The 17,115-nt window shown below is 40.0% G+C and carries 16 protein-coding genes; 11 read left to right on the top strand and 5 right to left on the bottom strand.

Translation table 11 applies throughout. From position 1 onward, the window contains the following. Nucleotides 1-5: 5 nt before the first annotated feature. Nucleotides 6-1,178, bottom strand: coding sequence for an efflux RND transporter periplasmic adaptor subunit (locus G0Q07_RS19865; protein WP_163348792.1), 1,173 nt, complete (start codon nucleotides 1,176-1,178; stop codon nucleotides 6-8). A 186-nt stretch (nucleotides 1,179-1,364) separates the two neighbouring features. Between G0Q07_RS19865 and G0Q07_RS19860 the strand changes: the two genes are divergently transcribed. From G0Q07_RS19860 to G0Q07_RS19815, 10 genes are all read left to right on the top strand, one after another. Continuing rightward, nucleotides 1,365-1,742: a cupin domain-containing protein gene (locus G0Q07_RS19860; protein ID WP_203532618.1), complete on the top strand. Its 378-nt coding sequence runs from the start codon at nucleotides 1,365-1,367 to the stop codon at nucleotides 1,740-1,742. Nucleotides 1,743-1,901: 159 nt separating this feature from the next. Further along, nucleotides 1,902-3,473, top strand: coding sequence for an L-aspartate oxidase (gene nadB / locus G0Q07_RS19855; RefSeq protein WP_163348791.1), 1,572 nt, complete (start codon nucleotides 1,902-1,904; stop codon nucleotides 3,471-3,473). A gap of 4 nt (nucleotides 3,474-3,477) precedes the next feature. Next, nucleotides 3,478-4,323 carry a carboxylating nicotinate-nucleotide diphosphorylase gene (nadC, locus tag G0Q07_RS19850; protein WP_163348790.1) on the top strand — a complete coding sequence of 282 codons (846 nt, stop codon included), beginning with the start codon at nucleotides 3,478-3,480 and terminating at the stop codon, nucleotides 4,321-4,323. Beyond that, a complete protein-coding gene (locus G0Q07_RS19845) occupies nucleotides 4,323-5,057 on the top strand; it encodes a type III pantothenate kinase (protein WP_163348789.1) in 735 nt (244 codons plus the stop codon). The genes nadC and G0Q07_RS19845 overlap by 1 nt, the downstream gene beginning before the upstream one ends. A 168-nt stretch (nucleotides 5,058-5,225) precedes the next feature. Further along, nucleotides 5,226-6,320, top strand: a complete 1,095-nt coding sequence (locus tag G0Q07_RS19840; protein WP_163348788.1) for a hypothetical protein — start codon at nucleotides 5,226-5,228, stop codon at nucleotides 6,318-6,320. 34 nt (nucleotides 6,321-6,354) lie between these two features. Continuing rightward, nucleotides 6,355-7,998, top strand: coding sequence for a tetratricopeptide repeat protein (locus G0Q07_RS19835; RefSeq protein WP_163348787.1), 1,644 nt, complete (start codon nucleotides 6,355-6,357; stop codon nucleotides 7,996-7,998). Then, nucleotides 7,973-8,671, top strand: a complete 699-nt coding sequence (lptC, locus tag G0Q07_RS19830) for an LPS export ABC transporter periplasmic protein LptC (protein WP_163348786.1) — start codon at nucleotides 7,973-7,975, stop codon at nucleotides 8,669-8,671. Before G0Q07_RS19835 ends, lptC begins: the two co-directional genes overlap by 26 nt. Nucleotides 8,672-8,677: 6 nt before the next feature. Next, nucleotides 8,678-9,943 carry a hemolysin family protein gene (locus G0Q07_RS19825; protein ID WP_163348785.1) on the top strand — a complete coding sequence of 422 codons (1,266 nt, stop codon included), beginning with the start codon at nucleotides 8,678-8,680 and terminating at the stop codon, nucleotides 9,941-9,943. Nucleotides 9,944-10,107: 164 nt separating this feature from the next. Beyond that, nucleotides 10,108-12,231, top strand: coding sequence for a peptidylprolyl isomerase (locus G0Q07_RS19820; protein WP_163348784.1), 2,124 nt, complete (start codon nucleotides 10,108-10,110; stop codon nucleotides 12,229-12,231). 221 nt (nucleotides 12,232-12,452) lie between these two features. Next, a complete protein-coding gene (locus tag G0Q07_RS19815; protein ID WP_163348783.1) occupies nucleotides 12,453-13,070 on the top strand; it encodes a MarC family protein in 618 nt (205 codons plus the stop codon). A 2-nt stretch (nucleotides 13,071-13,072) separates the two neighbouring features. Here the strand turns inward: G0Q07_RS19815 and G0Q07_RS19810 are convergent, their stop codons facing one another. Then, entirely contained in the window at nucleotides 13,073-13,513 is a 441-nt protein-coding gene (locus G0Q07_RS19810) for an FKBP-type peptidyl-prolyl cis-trans isomerase (RefSeq protein WP_246222948.1), read from the bottom strand. Between the two features lie 140 nt (nucleotides 13,514-13,653). Between G0Q07_RS19810 and G0Q07_RS19805 the strand changes: the two genes are divergently transcribed. Then, on the top strand, nucleotides 13,654-14,943 hold the full coding sequence (locus G0Q07_RS19805) for a hypothetical protein (RefSeq protein WP_163348782.1): 1,290 nt from the start codon (nucleotides 13,654-13,656) through the stop codon (nucleotides 14,941-14,943). Nucleotides 14,944-15,000: 57 nt separating this feature from the next. On the opposite strand, the gene G0Q07_RS19800 is transcribed toward G0Q07_RS19805, so the two are convergent. The 3 genes from G0Q07_RS19800 to G0Q07_RS19790 all read right to left on the bottom strand — a co-directional run bounded on the left by G0Q07_RS19800 (nucleotide 15,001) and on the right by G0Q07_RS19790 (nucleotide 17,112). Further along, nucleotides 15,001-15,708 (bottom strand): class I SAM-dependent methyltransferase, encoded by a 708-nt coding sequence (locus G0Q07_RS19800; protein ID WP_163348781.1) that lies wholly within the window; start codon nucleotides 15,706-15,708, stop codon nucleotides 15,001-15,003. Then, on the bottom strand, nucleotides 15,708-16,454 hold the full coding sequence (locus G0Q07_RS19795; protein ID WP_163348780.1) for a sulfite exporter TauE/SafE family protein: 747 nt from the start codon (nucleotides 16,452-16,454) through the stop codon (nucleotides 15,708-15,710). The genes G0Q07_RS19800 and G0Q07_RS19795 overlap by 1 nt, the downstream gene beginning before the upstream one ends. 277 nt (nucleotides 16,455-16,731) lie before the next feature. After that, nucleotides 16,732-17,112, bottom strand: a complete 381-nt coding sequence (locus G0Q07_RS19790) for a YkvA family protein (protein WP_163348779.1) — start codon at nucleotides 17,110-17,112, stop codon at nucleotides 16,732-16,734. Between the last annotated feature and the right edge of the window lie 3 nt (nucleotides 17,113-17,115).

The raw sequence follows: 17,115 nt of genomic DNA, 5'->3' as shown, positions 1-17,115 counted from the left end.
TTTTTCTATTGTGGTTTAGCTTGATTTCCGGAATTGGGCTTGTTGTTTTCTTCGCCCATAATATTTACCGGAGTATTTTCTTTTACATTAATTAATGGTTCGGCAACCACTTTTGACCCTTCGGGCAAACCATTAAAAACAAGTGTGGTCTCATTGCGTTTTATAACGTTTATTTCGCGTTTTTTTAGCTCTCCGTCTACAACAATATAAACCGTATTTGAGTTAAAAATAGCTCCACGTGGAATTTCCATGGCATCCGGTATTTTTTGTCCCGGAAACTGAACTTCGAAATATTCGCCGGGAAGTACCTGGTCGGCATGAGCTTGATTAACCATTACAAAAATACTGCGAGATTGTGTTTCGTTCTCAATAAAATCTGATTTACGAACCACTTTCCCTGCAATTTTAGCTTGGTTTTGGTTAGATTGGATCATCACCTTGTCGTTAATTCTTATCCACTCGCTGTCTTCGTTTGGTACCGGTATTTCAATCTCCACATGATCGGTGCGGATCATTTGGGCAATTTGTCCGCCGGTATTGACATAAGCACCGACTTCGTAATTCACCTGCGTAAACGTTCCGTTGAAAGGAGCATGAAGGGTATGACGTTTCAATTTTTTTTCTTCTTGTTTAATGCCGTAGTATTCGCTTAAAACGCCCCGGCTGGCCAAGAATACTTTTAGTTTATCATCTTTAACATCGGGCATTTCAGGCAAGTCCTTATCAAGATCTATTGCCCTAAAAAAAGTTTCATAAGCGTTAAGCTGGTCCGGGAAATCAACTTTTATATCAGGTAATAAAGATGTCATCGTAGTCAGAAACTGAGCCTTTCGTGCTTTTAATGCTAGTTCTACTTCATCCTTGTATATTTCGGCCAACACCTGGCCTTTTTTAAATGATGTTCCTTTTCGTAATACAACTGCTCCGGGCTCAATTTTTCCCGATGCTTCAGCAACAAGCAAAACTTCGCTGCCCGATACGGCTCTCCCCTGAACCCAAAGAGGAGAGGTAACTTCATCATAATTAACGGTTTCCACTTTTACCGATCGTTTCATTTCAACATTGGGCCTTTCGGTTTGTTCCGGTTTCATTGAAATAAAAAGTTTTGATAGTATTGCCGCTCCTCCTAGCAGAACAATCAGGGCAACAACTATAAATGTAATTTTTCTCCAACTCATGGTTATTTTATTTTATTTGAATTTCTAAATTAACGTAGGTTTATTTAAAGCGCAAAAATCATTAATTTTTTAATGTATCAAATTTTAATCTGTTAAAACTACACATTGGGTGCTTAACATTTAACTTGTGTATACTTGAAATGAATACAATCAAAGACTCGTTAGGTAATACAAGGTTTAATTTAGATGATAAATTTTTACATTAGCGGAAACACCAAAAAATACAAGATGTTTACCAAGCGTAATTTTCGTTCGTTTAAATCACTATTGCCCGGCGTTGAAATGCGCCCACTGGCCTTTGAAGAGAAAACAATTTTGTGTGAATTCAAACTGGAAAAAGGAAGTGAGCTGCCTTCGCACAGTCATCCGTACGAACAAACCGGTTACTTAATCTCGGGGAGATTGAATTTTCGTATTGACAAAGAATGGATTATTGCCGAAGCCGGCGACAGTTGGTGTATTCCGGAGAATGTTGAACATCAGGTTGATGTGCTTGAGGATGCTAAAGTTTTGGAGGCATTTACTCCAATTCGCCCCGATTATTTACCCGATGAAAATGCTTGATAAGGGAATGAAAAAATGCATATAAAACCCAACTGTTATTTTTGCCGGCCAATGCATCGCTTTGTGGAGTTAAAGTAAAACCTAATTGATAAACTTTAGGTATTTGCTTAAAAGAAATGCTAACTTTGCACGCTCGTTTGCGGGAAGCATATAAAACAGATGCAAATACTTGAATTTGATACGGTTGTAATAGGAAGTGGGCTGGCAGGATTGTCGGCTGCTTATCACTCTTCGAAATACGGACGCGTTGCGATTGTTACCAAGTCGCAACTTGATGTTAGTAATTCATATTATGCGCAAGGCGGAATTGCGGCAGCCATTGCCGATGAGGATTCGCCTGAGCAACATGCCCGGGATACGCTGATTACCGGGCGTGGAATTTGCGATAATGACGCAGTAGAAGTACTGGTTAACGAAGGTCGCGAGCGAGTGAAGGAACTTATTGATTTAGGTATGCAATTCGATAAGGAAAACGGCAAATATGTGCTTGGACTGGAAGGAGGGCACACCAAACGTCGGATTTTACATGCCGGCGGCGATGCTACCGGAAAAGAGCTAACTTGCTTTAAACTACGATTGATACGGGAAAAAAAGAATGTTGAGGCTTTTGAATATGTTGTGGCTGTAAAACTACTGAAGCACAACGAAGCGATAGTTGGACTTCAGGCGTACGATTTTAAAACCAACAAAAATATCATATTCAAAACCAAAGCTATAATTATTGCAACGGGTGGTTTGTCTCGGGTTTTTGCGCGATCAACAAATCCGCATACTGCAACCGGCGATGGCATTGCGTTGGCTTACGATGCAGGCGCCCGATTGGCCGATCTCGAATTTGTTCAGTTTCACCCATCGGCTTTAAATATACCGGGCAAGGAAGCTTACCTGATTAGTGAGGCGGTTCGTGGAGAAGGAGCGTGGCTGTTGAATTCGAAAGGCGAACGTTTTATGAAAGATATTCACCCGCTGGCCGAGCTTGCACCGCGTGATGTGGTGGCTTACAGCATTTTTAAGCAAATTCAGGAATCGGATCAAGACCACATTTTTTTGTCGTTAAAACACCTTGATAAGCAAAAGATCAAGAATAGGTTTAAAAATATTGATAAGCAGTTAAAAGAGTTTGGTTTTGATTTAACTGAAGATCAGTTACCGATTGCTCCGGCAGCTCATTATATGGTTGGCGGAATTTGTACCAATCTCGATGCTGAAACAAATATCTCGGGCCTCTTTGTTTGTGGCGAGGCAGCATCAACAGGTGTGATGGGTGCCAATCGTTTGGCAAGCAACTCGTTACTTGAGTGCCTGGTTTTTGGGAAACGCGCCAGTGAAAAGGCTGCAAAATTAGTGGCGTCGGAACATCTGCTTGAAAAACCAGAGCCGATAACGCTTGATGTAAATAACGAGAAGGTTTTCCTGAAATATCAGAACGAGTTGGCACAAATTATGTCAAAAAAACTGGGTATTGTAAGAAATCGCGAAGACCTGGAATCTGCATTTAACCGGTTTTCTGAAATTGTTTCAGAATTCGACAACAATCAGCACGAATATAATTTAATTAAGATCAGGAATATGTCGGTTATTAGTAAACTCATTGCACAATCGGCACTGGTTCGCGAAGAGAGTCGCGGCGGTCATATCCGGGAAGATTTTCAGCAGGAGAATCCTGATTTTAAAACACATATTATTCAACAAAAAAACAAGAACATTGAGTTTGAACCCATAAGAAAGTAAAGCTATGATGGATGAGAAAACATTAAAATCGGCCGAAGTATTATTCGACATGGCCTTCGCCGAAGATATAGGCGACGGAGACATAACCACAAACAATCTGATTGATAGTAACGTTGTGAAAACAGCGCAGCTTGTTGCCAAAGAAGAAGGAGTAATTGCAGGTTTGCAGGTGGCAGAAATGGTTTTCAGAAAATTCGACAAAGACCTGGAATGGAAAGTACTTATGCCCGACGGATCGCATGTGGTACCCGGCGATGTAATTGCCGAGTTTAAAGGACACTTCCGCGCATTGTTAACCGGCGAACGTAAAGCACTGAATTTTCTTCAGCGATTATCGGGAATTGCCAGCTATTCAAACTTGTGTATGAAAGAAACAGAAGGAACAAAAGTGGAAATTCTGGACACCCGAAAGACCTTGCCCGGATACCGCTACCTCGACAAGTATGCTGTGCGTATGGGAGGAGCTTCAAACCACCGTTTTGGATTGTACGACATGGTGATGATTAAAGACAACCACATTCAGGTTGCCGGAAGTATTACTAAAGCAGTTGAAGCCATTCGTAAACACATTCCAAAAAGTATAAAAATTGAAGTGGAAACAACAACCATCGATCAGGTAAAAGAAGCTATGGCTGCCGATGTTGATATTATTATGCTCGACAATATGCGCTCCACAATGATGAAAGAGTGCGTTGAAATTATTGATCGGCGTGCAAAAATTGAAGCATCGGGAAATATGACCATCAAACGAATTCGCAAAGTAGCGCATACCGGTGTAGACTATATTTCGATAGGTGCATTAACGCATTCAGTAAAAGCACTCGACATCAGTCAGCGTATAATTGATTAATGAATCTTGTAATAGATATAGGCAATACGCGCGTAAAGTATTCGGTTTGTACCCAAAACGAGGTGGTAAAAACGGTATCGGTTGATGCTTTTTCGCCTGCTTTGTTGAGAACAATAAAACAAGAATACGAAGGGTTGGAAAGTGCAATTTTATCGTCGGTAAAAGATTATCCTGATGAATTAAAAGTAGCCTTAACGAAACAGTTTGATACATTTATTGAACTAAACGCCACAACACCATTGCCTGTAGAAAACTGTTACGAGTCGAAAGAGACCTTAGGAAAAGACCGCATTGCGGCAATTGTGGGAGCATTCGACCTGTATGAAAAAACGAATGTTTTGGTTATTGATGCCGGAACGGCAATTACCTACGATTTGTTAACTGCCGAAGGACAATACCTGGGTGGAAATATCTCACCTGGTTTGGAAATGCGATTCAGGGCATTAAACCAGTTTACAGGAAAACTTCCTAAAGTAGAAAAGGGAGTAGTTAAAGAACTAATTGGTAAAACAACCGAGCAGGCAATTAGAGCCGGAGTACAACACGGTATTGTGTTCGAAGTAGACCATGCAATTACCTCATTTAAGGAAAATTATAATAATTTAAAAGTTATTATGACTGGGGGCGATGCCGAATTTTTTGATAAGAAATTAAAAAATTCTTTCTTTGTACACTTTAATTTAACCAGCATAGGTTTAAACCGCATTTTACAACATAATGGGGAGAGTAAGTAGAGTAAGTTTTTTGATCGCCGGGTTAATATTTATCCCGGCTGTATTATTTGCGCAGTTTAATAATAACACCACATCGCCATATTCGCGTTACGGATTGGGTGATTTGCAACCGTATTCGCTTGGACGTTCGTCTGCGATGGGGGGGCAAGCCTTGCAAGTAGATACAATATGCAGATAAATGCGGCCAATCCCGCCAGTTACACATCACTTGATTCGCTTAATTTTTTATTTGAGTTTGGCTTGGAAGGCAAATTTGCCAAAAGTGCCACCGAAACTACAAGCATGGAATCTAACGATGTCAACTTTAAGTATTTTGCCATGAGTTTCAGAATAACGAAATGGATGGCAACAAGCTTAAGTTTAACACCCTATTCCGATGTAGGTTATTTTGTTACTTCACAGGCCGACATTAACAACGTTGGCAACGTGTATACAACTTATTACGGAGCCGGAACCATTTCGAATGCCAGGTGGGGGCTTGCTATCGAACCGATTAAGAATATTTCGGTTGGTGCAAATTTGAATTACCGGTTTGGGCAATTGACCAGAAATACGGAAGTTACATTCGCCGATCCCAGTTTTTATAATGTGCAACGCTATTCAACACTTCGAATTCGAGACTTTGGGTTGGACCTTGGAATGCAGGCAACCCTGCCCATGAAAAATGATAAAAGTTTAACATTTGGTCTTGTGTTTGCCAATTCACCTGAATATACCGACTTTGTTTCGGATATAATTCAAAAGAATTTATCCTACGGGGGAGCGGTTGATCAGGACACTTTAATGTACAAAGAAGAAGAGGAAGGACAGTTGGCTTTTCCAATGACTTTAGGCGGAGGATTATCGTTCGCTAAAGAAGATGTATACGAAATTAACCTTGATTATTACCACGAAGGATGGGCCAACGCTAGATTTTTAGGAGGCAAAAGCAATTTTTTAACAGATTTAAATAAATTTGCGGTTGGGGCTGAGTGGATTCCGGATAAGTTTTCGATCAGAAGTTTTATTAACCGGGTTGCATATCGCGCAGGTTTTAAATATGAACAAACTTACCACACCTTTGCCGGACAGCATATAAAAGACTTTGGCATAAGTTTTGGTGTTGGATTACCACTGTACCGTTCGAACTCTACACTTAATATAAGTGCCGAGCTCGGAAAAAGGGGAACAAAAGAGTACAATTTAGTACTTGAAAAATATGCAAAAGTTAATGTAAGTGTAAGCTTACACGACTTGTGGTTTATGCAGCGAAGAATTGAATAAAACTCAAAAAAAAGAAAAACAAATAAAACTCATTATGAAAACTATTTTACGCATATCTCTTTTAATCGCCGCAGTTGTAATGGTCGGTATTACAGTTGCCCAGGCTCAAAGAGTTATTAAAGGAACTGTTTATATGGACGGAGAACCGGCAGCTGGTATTACCGTTGAAGCACATAAAGGTGGAGAAATGTTGACCAGCTTCGATGGGAAATATGAAGTTGAAGCTGATGAAAAAACAAAATACATTAGGTTCACTTTTATTGATGAATCAAAAAAATTAGACATTGAAGACAAATCGGGCAATGTGTTTGATTTTGCATTCTCAGGAAGTATTCCTTCTGGCGATGATGCCGACGTTGAAAGCGATGAAATTAACCTGAGTACATTGGACGAACTTATTAAGGCTCAGGACAGAGACTTCTTGAATGAACTTTCATTATATACTGAATTTTTCAAACAAAAAGACTATAAATCAGCTATTCCACACTGGAAGAAACTGTATATCAAGTATCCTAAATCTACTACGAACCTTTACATTCACGGTTCTAAGATTTATGAGTATCAAATTGAGAGTGCAACAACTGATGCGGAGCGTGATAAGTATATTGATTTATACATGAAGTTGTACGACAAACGGATGAAGTATTTTGGCGAGCGTGGTTACCTGTTAGGCCGAAAAGGTACATCTTGGTTAAAATACAAATTGAGTCAAGACAGAGATAAAGCTTCTGAAGGTGAAGCTTTAAAAGCAATTCATAAATCAGCTTACGAGTGGTTGTCAGAATCGGTAAAACTGCAAGGCGATCAAACAGAACCACCGGTGCTTCTGTTATACATGCGAACAACTGTGGCTTTATTCAAATATGGAGAACTCCCAAAAGAGCAGGTTGTAAAGAACTACGAAGAAAGCATGGCTATTGCCAATGCTATTGTTGAAGCAAACGAAGACGAAACCAAAGTAGAACAAGTGCAGGAGACAGTTCTTCCTTATATTGAAACTATCTTTGGGAAATCGGGTGCTGCTGATTGCGAAGCCCTGGTTAGTATTTACGCTCCACAATACCAGGAGAATTCAAATGATGCAGATTTTATCAAGTCCATGCTTCGTCGTTTAGGGAGAGCAGATTGTACTGAAACAGAGCTTTTTGGGATGGCTACAGAGCGTTTGTACGAACTTGATCCTTCGGCAGAAGCAGCGTTCAACATGGCTCGTCGATTCCTGAAAAAAGACGATTTGGAAAAAGCAAGAGAGTATTATCAAATGGCTATTGACCAGGAAACTGATGACGAACTTTTAGCCACATACTACTACGAGCGAGGTTATATACGTTACGCAAAAGATGGTAACCTGATAGGCGCACGTAGCGATGCAAGAAAAGCACTTCAGTTAAATCCTGATTATTGTGAGGCCAACATGTTAATTGCAAACATTTATGTATCAGCCTCTCAGAAGTTCGAAGGAAGCGCATTGGAAAAATCAGCAGTATTCTGGTTAGCATGCGACTATTTTGCAAAAGCGCGCCGCGGTGAAGACTGTTCAATTGACGCATCAGAAAACCTGAGGAAATACAGACAATATTTTCCTAACAAGGAAGAAGCATTTATGGAAGGACTCCAGGAAGGCACAACTTATAAAGTTGGAGGTTGGATAAATGAAAACACAAAAGTTCGCTTCTAAAATATTGCGGCTTATAAAAACATTTCGTATTGCAGTTCTCGTATTGGGAACTGCAATACTTTTCTTTGCCTGTAAGAAAAACGACATTGAAAAGATTAAAGCCTTTAGTACCCCCGAAAACCTACCCGTTTTAGAGGCTACAAATTTTGAAACACTATCTACCGATTCAGGTACTGTACGTTTTTCATTAAAAGCAGACAGGTTATTGCGCTTTGAAAATGATGGTAAAACGTTTCACGAGTTCCCCGAAGGATTGTTGCTGATAAAATACGACGAGAATCAAAAAATAATCTCGAGTATTAAGGCGGATTATGCCAAAGAGTTTATTAAAGAAGAGAAGTGGGAAGCCAAAAATAATGTGATTGTTACTAACGAGAATGGCGACTCGCTGAAGACAGAACACCTTATTTGGGACGAAAAAAACGAAACGATCTTCACCGAAGAATATGTAAAGATTATTAGCGCCGATAAAATTATTACCGGGACAGGATTAACATCCGACCAGAATATGCAGAATTGGAAGATTAAAAACCCTAAAGGCGTTATTTACGTAGCAGTAGACAATGAAAACCAACCCGGGCAAACGGGCAATACCAGTAAAAATCCTGCAGCCAGTCCTGATGATCCGGTTCTCTCAAAAGAACCACCCCGCGAACAATTAAAATTTAACTAGCGATTTATGAATCCATATTTGCTGATTCTGTTGACGATCATTCTCTCGGCCTTTTTTTCAGGAATGGAGATTGCTTTTGTTTCAGCGAATAAATTGCGCCTCGAGCTGGATAAACAATCTGATCCGTTTAACTCAAAACTACTTAAGTTTTTAACCCGCAATGGCGGGCAATACATTGCCACAATGCTGGTTGGGAACAACATCGCACTGGTAGTTTACGGTATTGCTTTTGCCGCAGTGCTGGAACCTGTTTTGCTCAACTCTATCCAGTCCGATTCGTTGGTTTTGTTCCTGCAAACTATAATCTCAACTTTTATAATTTTATTATTTGCCGAGTTTTTACCCAAAACGTTATTCCGCATTTTCCCTAATTCGTTGCTAAATATATTCTCACTACCACTGGCGTTTTTTTATGTGGTATTTTTCCCCGTATCACGCTTCTCAATGGGTATTACAAATTTTCTTTTGAGAAATATTTTTAAAACCGAACCGGGCAACGAAGACAAAAATAAAGTGTTCCGAAGGATCGATCTGGATGAGTTTATAAAAGAAAACGACAGAAAAAACCCGGAACAAAAAGAAATTATTGAAACCGAGATTAAACTGTTTAAAAATGCGCTCGATTTCTCGAAAATAAAGTTACGGGAAGTAATGATTCCGCGTACCGAAATTGAAATGATGGAAACCGGCGCCTCGATTAATGAGCTGCGGCAAAAATTTGTTGAAACCGGTTATTCGCGCATACTTATCTTTAACGAAAGTATTGATAATATCATCGGTTATGTACATTCTTCCGTGTTGTTTAAAAATCCGCACACTATTGACCCGTTTATTAAAAACGTATTGATTGCACCCGAAACCATGCCGGCAAATAAACTGCTTAGTACATTTATTCAGGAGCACCGTAGCATTGCAATTGTTGTTGATGAATTTGGCGGAACAGCAGGGATGGTAACCAGCGAAGATATTCTGGAAGAAATATTTGGTGAGATTGAAGACGAGCATGACGTAAAAGGTATTATAGAAAAGAAAATAAGTAATACCGAGTTCATTTTTTCAGCACGTGCAGAGATTGATATGCTGAATGACAAGTATTTTCTTGATCTGCCGGAAAATGAAGATTTCGAAACTCTCGCCGGTTTTATTCTATACAACTATGAAAGTATCCCCAAGGTGAATACCATTATAAAAATTAAAAAATTCCAGTTTAAAATACTAAAGGCAACCAATACTAAAATTGAATTGGTAAAACTCGAGCTTCCAGGCGATTAAATTCATAAAACATGGTGCATGTAAGGTGCTGAAAATCTGATAATTTTAAGCCCATTGGTAGCGTCTGTAAAAAATGTTCGATATTGGAGGTAAAACAGTTAAAATTATTATCTTCGTAGCTCGAAAAATTCAAACGATTTTAGACAAAAAATAACTGTAAATCAATGGCAACGTTACAAAACATTAGAACGAAAGCAGGATTGTTGGTAGCAATTGTAATCGGTTTATCATTGGCAGCATTTATCCTTGGCGATTTGTTACAAGGAGGTTCGTCGATGTTTCAGAGAAACCGGTTAGAAGTTGGAGTAATTGATGGCGAATCAATCCAATATCCTGAATTTCAGCAAGAGGTAGAAGAGTTAGGGGAGATATTCAAACAAAACTATGGGCAGTCCCAATTAGATGATAATACCTGGGCACAAGTACGCGACCAGGCCTGGCAAAGGAAAATTGCCGAGATCGTGATGGGAGAAACTTATGAAGATCTTGGAATTGAAGTTAGTTCAGACGAGTTATTCGATATGCTTCAGGGATCAAACCCGCACCAAATTGTACGTCAAATATTCAGCAACCCTGAAACCGGTCAGTTCGATCGTAATGCAGTGGTTAGTTTCCTGAAAAATCTGGAAACCGGAATGGTTGCTCCCGATCAGCGTGCTTATTGGTTAAACATTGAACAGCAAATTGTTGAAGAACGCACACAAGGAAAATACACCAACATGGTAGCGCAAGGTTTGTATGTTACAGGCGATCAGGCTGAAGCCAGTGCTACTGCCGGCAGCAAATCGGTTAACTTCGATTACATCGCTTTGCCACACAGTAGTGTTGCCGACGAAGATATTACAATTACTGATAAAGATCTGAGAGATTATTATAATGCAAATAAAGAAGATTACGAATCGGAAGCAAGCAGAAGAATTGAATACATTACTTACCCGGTAGAACCATCGGAAAAAGATTTTGCTGAGGCCGAAGAGTGGATCAATGATATTAAAGCTGATTTTGAAGAAACTGACAATACAATTCAGTTTGTAGATACAAATTCAGACATCGCTTTTGTTGATGAATGGAACAAAAAAGACGATTTGCCCGAAGCAATTGGTACCTGGATTTTCGATGAAGGTGCTGAAGTAGGAGCTGTTTACGGTCCGTATAAAGAGTCAGAAACATTTACTCTGGCTAAATTGTACAAATCGGAAATGATGCCCGATTCGGTTGAGGCTCGTCATATTTTGCTACAATATAATACACAAGCCGAGGCGTTTGCTGCACAGCAATTGGCCGACAGCTTAAAGACGATGATCGAAAACGGAGCTGATTTTGCTGAATTGGCACGCACTAATTCTGCCGATCAGGGTTCTGCAATCAACGGTGGTGAGCTGGGATGGTTCCAGCGTGGACAAATGGTGAAACCATTCGAGAATGCAGCGTTTAACAATACAACCGATAGTGTTACAGTTGTTGCATCGCAATTTGGAATTCACCTGATACAAACTACCGATCGTGGAGATCTATCACGTCAGGTGCAGGTGGCATATCTTACACGCATTGTAGTGCCAAGTACAAGAACTTACCAAAACGTTTATTCAAAAGCAAGTCAGTTTGCCGGCGAGAACACTACAAGCGAAGCATTTAATGCAGCAGTAAGTGAGCAAGGTCTCACAAAACGAGTGGCAAATGTAGGCGAGAACGATCGTGCAATTGTTGGTCTGGAAAGTGCTCGTCCGCTAATCAGAGCTGCCTACGAAGCTAAGGTTAATGATATTCTTACTAACAATCAGGATTCGCGTATTTTTGAATTGGGCGACAATTTTGTAATAGCTGTTTTGGCCAGTGCTACTGAAGAAGGAATTGCTCCTTTTGATAATGTGAAAGCACGAGTTGAGTTAGCCGTAACAAAAGAGAAAAAAGCTGAATTGTTGATTGAGAAAGCTGCAACGGCCCTAAACGAAAATGCCGATTTGGCTGGTGCTGCTGCTCTTGATACTGACGTACAAAATGCAGGCCCAGTAAACTTTAACTCGTTTTCTGTTCCGGGAATGGGAGTAGAACCGGCAGTAATTGGTACAGTTACTACACTTGAGGTTGACGAAGTATCAGAACCAATTGCAGGAAATAACGGCGTTTATGTTGTTATGCCAACTTCGGTAAACGAGGGTGTTGGTGTTGATGTAGCTGCCGAGAAAATGCGATTGGCACAAACCAATACATACCGTGTAGGAGCAGAGGTATTTAATGTACACCGCAACTCGGTAGAAATTGAAGACAAAAGAGCGAAATTCTATTAGTAGAGAATCGCAAAACGATATTAAAAGCCGCTCCTTTTCGGAGCGGCTTTTTTGTTACAAGAAATTATTTAGAGACTTGTTTTCCTGAATATTTACCTGTAACGATTGATATTTTAAACCTATTGGATTCCTAATATCTATTTTTATATTTGCCGCCGATGGCTAGTGAACACCGGCAAACCGGAAGTAACTCAAAAACAACTTAAAAATTGCATTTAGACATGAATGAATTCATTAGATCAGTACTATTATTACTCGTTTTACTAAATCCGTTTTTAGTAATTGTATACTTAATCGATGTAGTTCAGAAGCTCGATAACCGCCAATTTCAGCGAGTTTTAATTCGTGCAGGCCTTATTTCATGTGTTGCTTTTTGTTGTTTCGCCGTTGTAGGCGACAAAATATTCTCCGATGTGTTACAAATTCGTTTTGCATCGTTTCAGTTATTTGGTGGAATTGTATTCCTTTTAATCGGACTACAGTTTGTGTTTCGCGGGCCAACGGCTATTGAGATATTACGCGGCGAATCAAAACACATTGCCGGAGCCATTGCCATGCCGGTTTTAATTGGTCCGGGTACCATTAGTGCCAGTGTTGTTATTGGTAAACGCAACGATATTTTGATATCGTGCACAGCTATTGTTGTGGCTACTGTATTGTGTATATTGGTTTTAATCCTGTTAAAATATTTACACGATGTGATCCGCCAAAAAAGAGAAGAATTAATTGAACGCTACTTTGATTTGGCAGGACGTATTACGGCACTTTTTGTGGGGTCGGTGGCTATTGAAATGATTATGGCAGGGGTGAAAACATGGCTCAATCTTCACTGGAGCTAATTTCAGCAAATCTCAACCAGACGTATATCAAAACTCAACACTGCGTTTGGTGGAATTTTGTTACCTGTTCCTTTTCGTCCCCATGCCAGTTCGGCGGGTACCCAAAATTTATAACGGCTGCCCACGCTCATCATCGGTAACCCTTCCTGCAGGCCCTCAATAAGTTCTTCTATTTTAACCTCGTCGGGTTGGTTTTGACGATAGGTATCTTCGAGTATTTTCCCATCGAGCAGTAAAGCGCGCTGATGTATTTTAACCGTATCGAAAAGTCCGGGTTTTGGGCCTTGCTTTTCTTCCATAATTAAATACTGCAAACCATTGTCGGTTTCTAAAACACCTGTTTTTTGCTTGTTATTTTGTAAAAAATCTTCACCCGATTTACGATTGTTCCCGGCCGATCCTTTATTTCGTGATTTTTTCTCTCTGCGCGCCATCTTACTCATTCATTATTAAGAAGTAATACAAAGTAAACGAAAATCAGAAAGTAAGTTTTATTTATTGAGGTCTAAATTCTATATTTGCGCTGCTTTTACTATTTGTATACTTTTTTTAAATCAACTTGAACCTGATAAGGAGGGCCAAAATGATATATCGTTTTATCACCGTTTCTGTAATTTTCCTTTGTCTCGTAGTTAATAGTGTTTCGGCTGCCGAAAAGCCCGAAAAAGATACACGGATAAAAAGTCGTGGATCGCTGTCGTACGATAAGCGCGACGCAAAAATTAAAGTTTATATCGAAGGTGTTCGGTTAGATATGGATTATATGCGCCGGAATATGCGTTTTGCCGATTTTGTAAATGATCCGGCTGTTACGGATGTGCACATTATAATTACGAACCAGAGAAGTGGTTCGGGAGGTATGGTTTACTCGTTGATGTATAACAATCTTACTTTCGAAAATTTTAACGATTTTACCATTACCTGTACAACATTTGCCGACGATACGGGTGAGGAAGAGCGCCAAAAGCTGAAAAACGCACTTTCGCTGGGATTAATGCCTTTTGTAAACCAAACAAAAGCATCTAATCAATTGAGTTTTCTTTACCGTGGCGAAACTGAAGTGGCACAGGCTGATGAAGTTGAAGACCCATGGAATAACTGGACTTTTAGAGGCGATGTTAGTGGCTGGGCAAACCTGGAAGAAAGCAAAAAGAATTATAGCTATTCGTTTAATGCGCGTGCCGATAAGGTAACTGAGAATATAAGAATTCGTAACAATGCACGCCGATCGGTAGATACGCAAAAATATACCAGCGATGGCGAAGTTTATCGTTCAGATAATACGTCAACTTACGCATCAACAAGTGCGGTAAAAAGTTTATCATCACGTTGGTCGACCGGGTTGTTTGGTAATTTATATAATAGCAACTACCGCAACACAAAGTATTCCATAACTGTTAAACCGGCAATTGAGTACAACATTTTTCCGTGGGACATATCGGACCGGAAAGTATTTACTATTGCTTATTATATTGGGCTCGAGTGGATGAAATATTATGAAGAATCCATTTATGATAAAATGGAAGAAAGCCTTTGGGAGCAATCTTTACGTCTCGATCTTCAGATTGTACAAACCTGGGGAGAAATTGAAGCCGGACTAAATGCCACAAACTATATGCACGACTGGACCAAGAACAGGATTACATTTGATACCGATCTTTCGGTGCGTATTATTCGGGGGCTTTCGGTGCGAATGGGATTCCGTGTTGAAAATGTACACGACCAGATTTACCTGCCTAAAGGAGACGTTTCGCTGGAAGATGTTTTGTTGAATAAGGTTCAATTGCCTTCTTCGTTCGAGGTTGGAGCAAATGTTGGAATTCGCTTACAGTTCGGTTCAATTTATAATAATATTGTGAATAATAGGCTGTAGAATTAGCTAATAGCCTCGAGCTGCTGGTTTTGAGCAAACGATCTACATCAATCTCAATCAATCTTTTTTTACCTGTACAATAACAACAACCCGTGTTGCCATTTGAAATCCATGTCTTTGTAAAGCATATTCAATTTCGGGGATTTGCTTTTTCAATGCGTGGTATTCGGGCTTGTCTTTAATCTGACCGAGCATTTCTGTTAACTTGTCTTTTCGCTCAGCAATTTCTTCAGGAGATGGTTCTACAAGAGCTTTATTCTGGTTAAAGGTTGTGCAAGTTTCCAATCCTGCTTTTTCAATCTGCTCCAATATCTCAGCACGGGAAAAAGTCTTATTATGGCAAACACCATTCAATCGGTCAACCGTACTTCTGAAATGATGCATACTTTTATGCACTTCCTGTGCAGGATTCAGGTTGTCGCTAAACAGTTCGTTTATAATAAGCCATCCTCCTGGTTTTACCACACGTTTCATTTCATTCAAAGTTTGCTGAACATCGGGTAAATGGTGCATGGCCATTGAAATACTTGCAGCATCAAAAGTTGAATCAGGGAAATCAAGTCGTTCTCCGGTCATACTTCTGAATTTTGCATCGGGATGTATCTTTGCTGCTTCTTCCAGCGATGGTTTGTCGGGATCAATTCCTGTAAACTTTGCATCCTTAAAAGTCTTTTTTAAAACAGTAATAAAATCCCCGCTTCCGGTTCCAACGTCCAAAAGGGTGTGTACTGTTTTATCCTGAAAAAATTGTTGCAGTTGTTCCATTAGATTAAAAGTAAAAATGCCGACAGGGCGGTTACAATTATTAAGGCGGTGCGGTACAGTTTGTCTGATATTTTCTGAACCAGTTTAATCCCGGCAAAAGCACCAATTGCGATGGCGGGTAAAAGCATCAAATCGAGTGTCAGGGTATCCCAGTTAATGGTTTTCCATACGAAAATATGTAATGGAAACTTCGAGAAATTAACGATCAGAAAAAACCAGGCGCCGGTACCAATAAATTTATTTTTTGGCAAATGCATGGCCAGGAGGTAGATGGCAAAAATAGGTCCTGCCACATTCCCGATCATCGTTGCGAAACCTCCTAAAACACCCATTAGTGCAGAGAACCACCACGTGTCGGGGAAGAGGTTCTGTCCTTTTTTGCGGTCGCGCCAAAGCATAAGGCCAATACACAGAAAAACTAAAATGGCGATTATGTTTTTAAACCAAGTGTCGTTTACCACTTCGCCAACCCACAGGGCGATGCCAATTCCCACAAAAGCCCAGGGCAGCAGTTTCCACAGGTATTTCCACTCGGCATGACGGTGGTAGTAACCTACACCAAAAAGATCGGCCATCATTAGCATGGGAAGTAAAATTCCGGTAGAGGCTTTTCCTCCAAATATTAGTGCCAGAGTTGGAACAACCAGCATTGAAACGCCTGGCACGCCAACTTTCGACATGCCGATCAGCATGCCACATGAAGCAAGTAAAATCCACTGAAGTATAGTAAAATCGAGTGTAAGCATAATACGATCAGATGAATCGCTAATGTAATAATAAATGTTGAACAGGGACAAAAGAAAAGGTCCCGCAGTTGCGGGACCTGTCTAGCTAACAATTCAAAGGTAAATTCTACCTCCTCAAAAACAAAAAACAAAAAACAAAACCATGTGAAGGCCGAGGCCTTCTTTTAATGAATATACTTGTACTTACATATCCATCTGTATAGATATATGCAAAGTGCATGCCACAACATTCACAAACGGAGTGGTTTAACCTATGTTAACGTGCTTGTGAAAAAATCTAAAATGTCTTATTGTCAATTTCTTTAAGTTCGTCGGGATTGATTTCCCCGAACCATTCGTGAAGTTTTTCGCGCGCTTTGGCTTTAATTTCAGGAGTAATACTGCCCGCCACAGCCGACAAAGTAAAAAGCAGTACGCCCAGGTCGTCGCTGAACCCAATTAAAGGAGTCAGGTCAACAATGGCATCGGTGGGAAGAATAAAATAGCCTAGTGCTGCAGCAATGCTGAGCTTTGTTTTTAGCCCAACACCTTTGTCTTCAAATGTGTAGAAGAGTAGCAATACTGCATATACGACCTTAGCACCAGCAGCTTTCCCAAATTTCTTGAGCTTCTCCCACATCGATTGTTCCGAGAAATATTTTGAATACCTGTTGTCCATTGT

This window comes from Draconibacterium halophilum, assembly GCF_010448835.1.
In the GTDB taxonomy this organism is placed as follows: Bacteria; Bacteroidota; Bacteroidia; order Bacteroidales; family Prolixibacteraceae; genus Draconibacterium; species Draconibacterium halophilum.
This window is presented reverse-complemented; position numbering and strand designations above follow the sequence as displayed.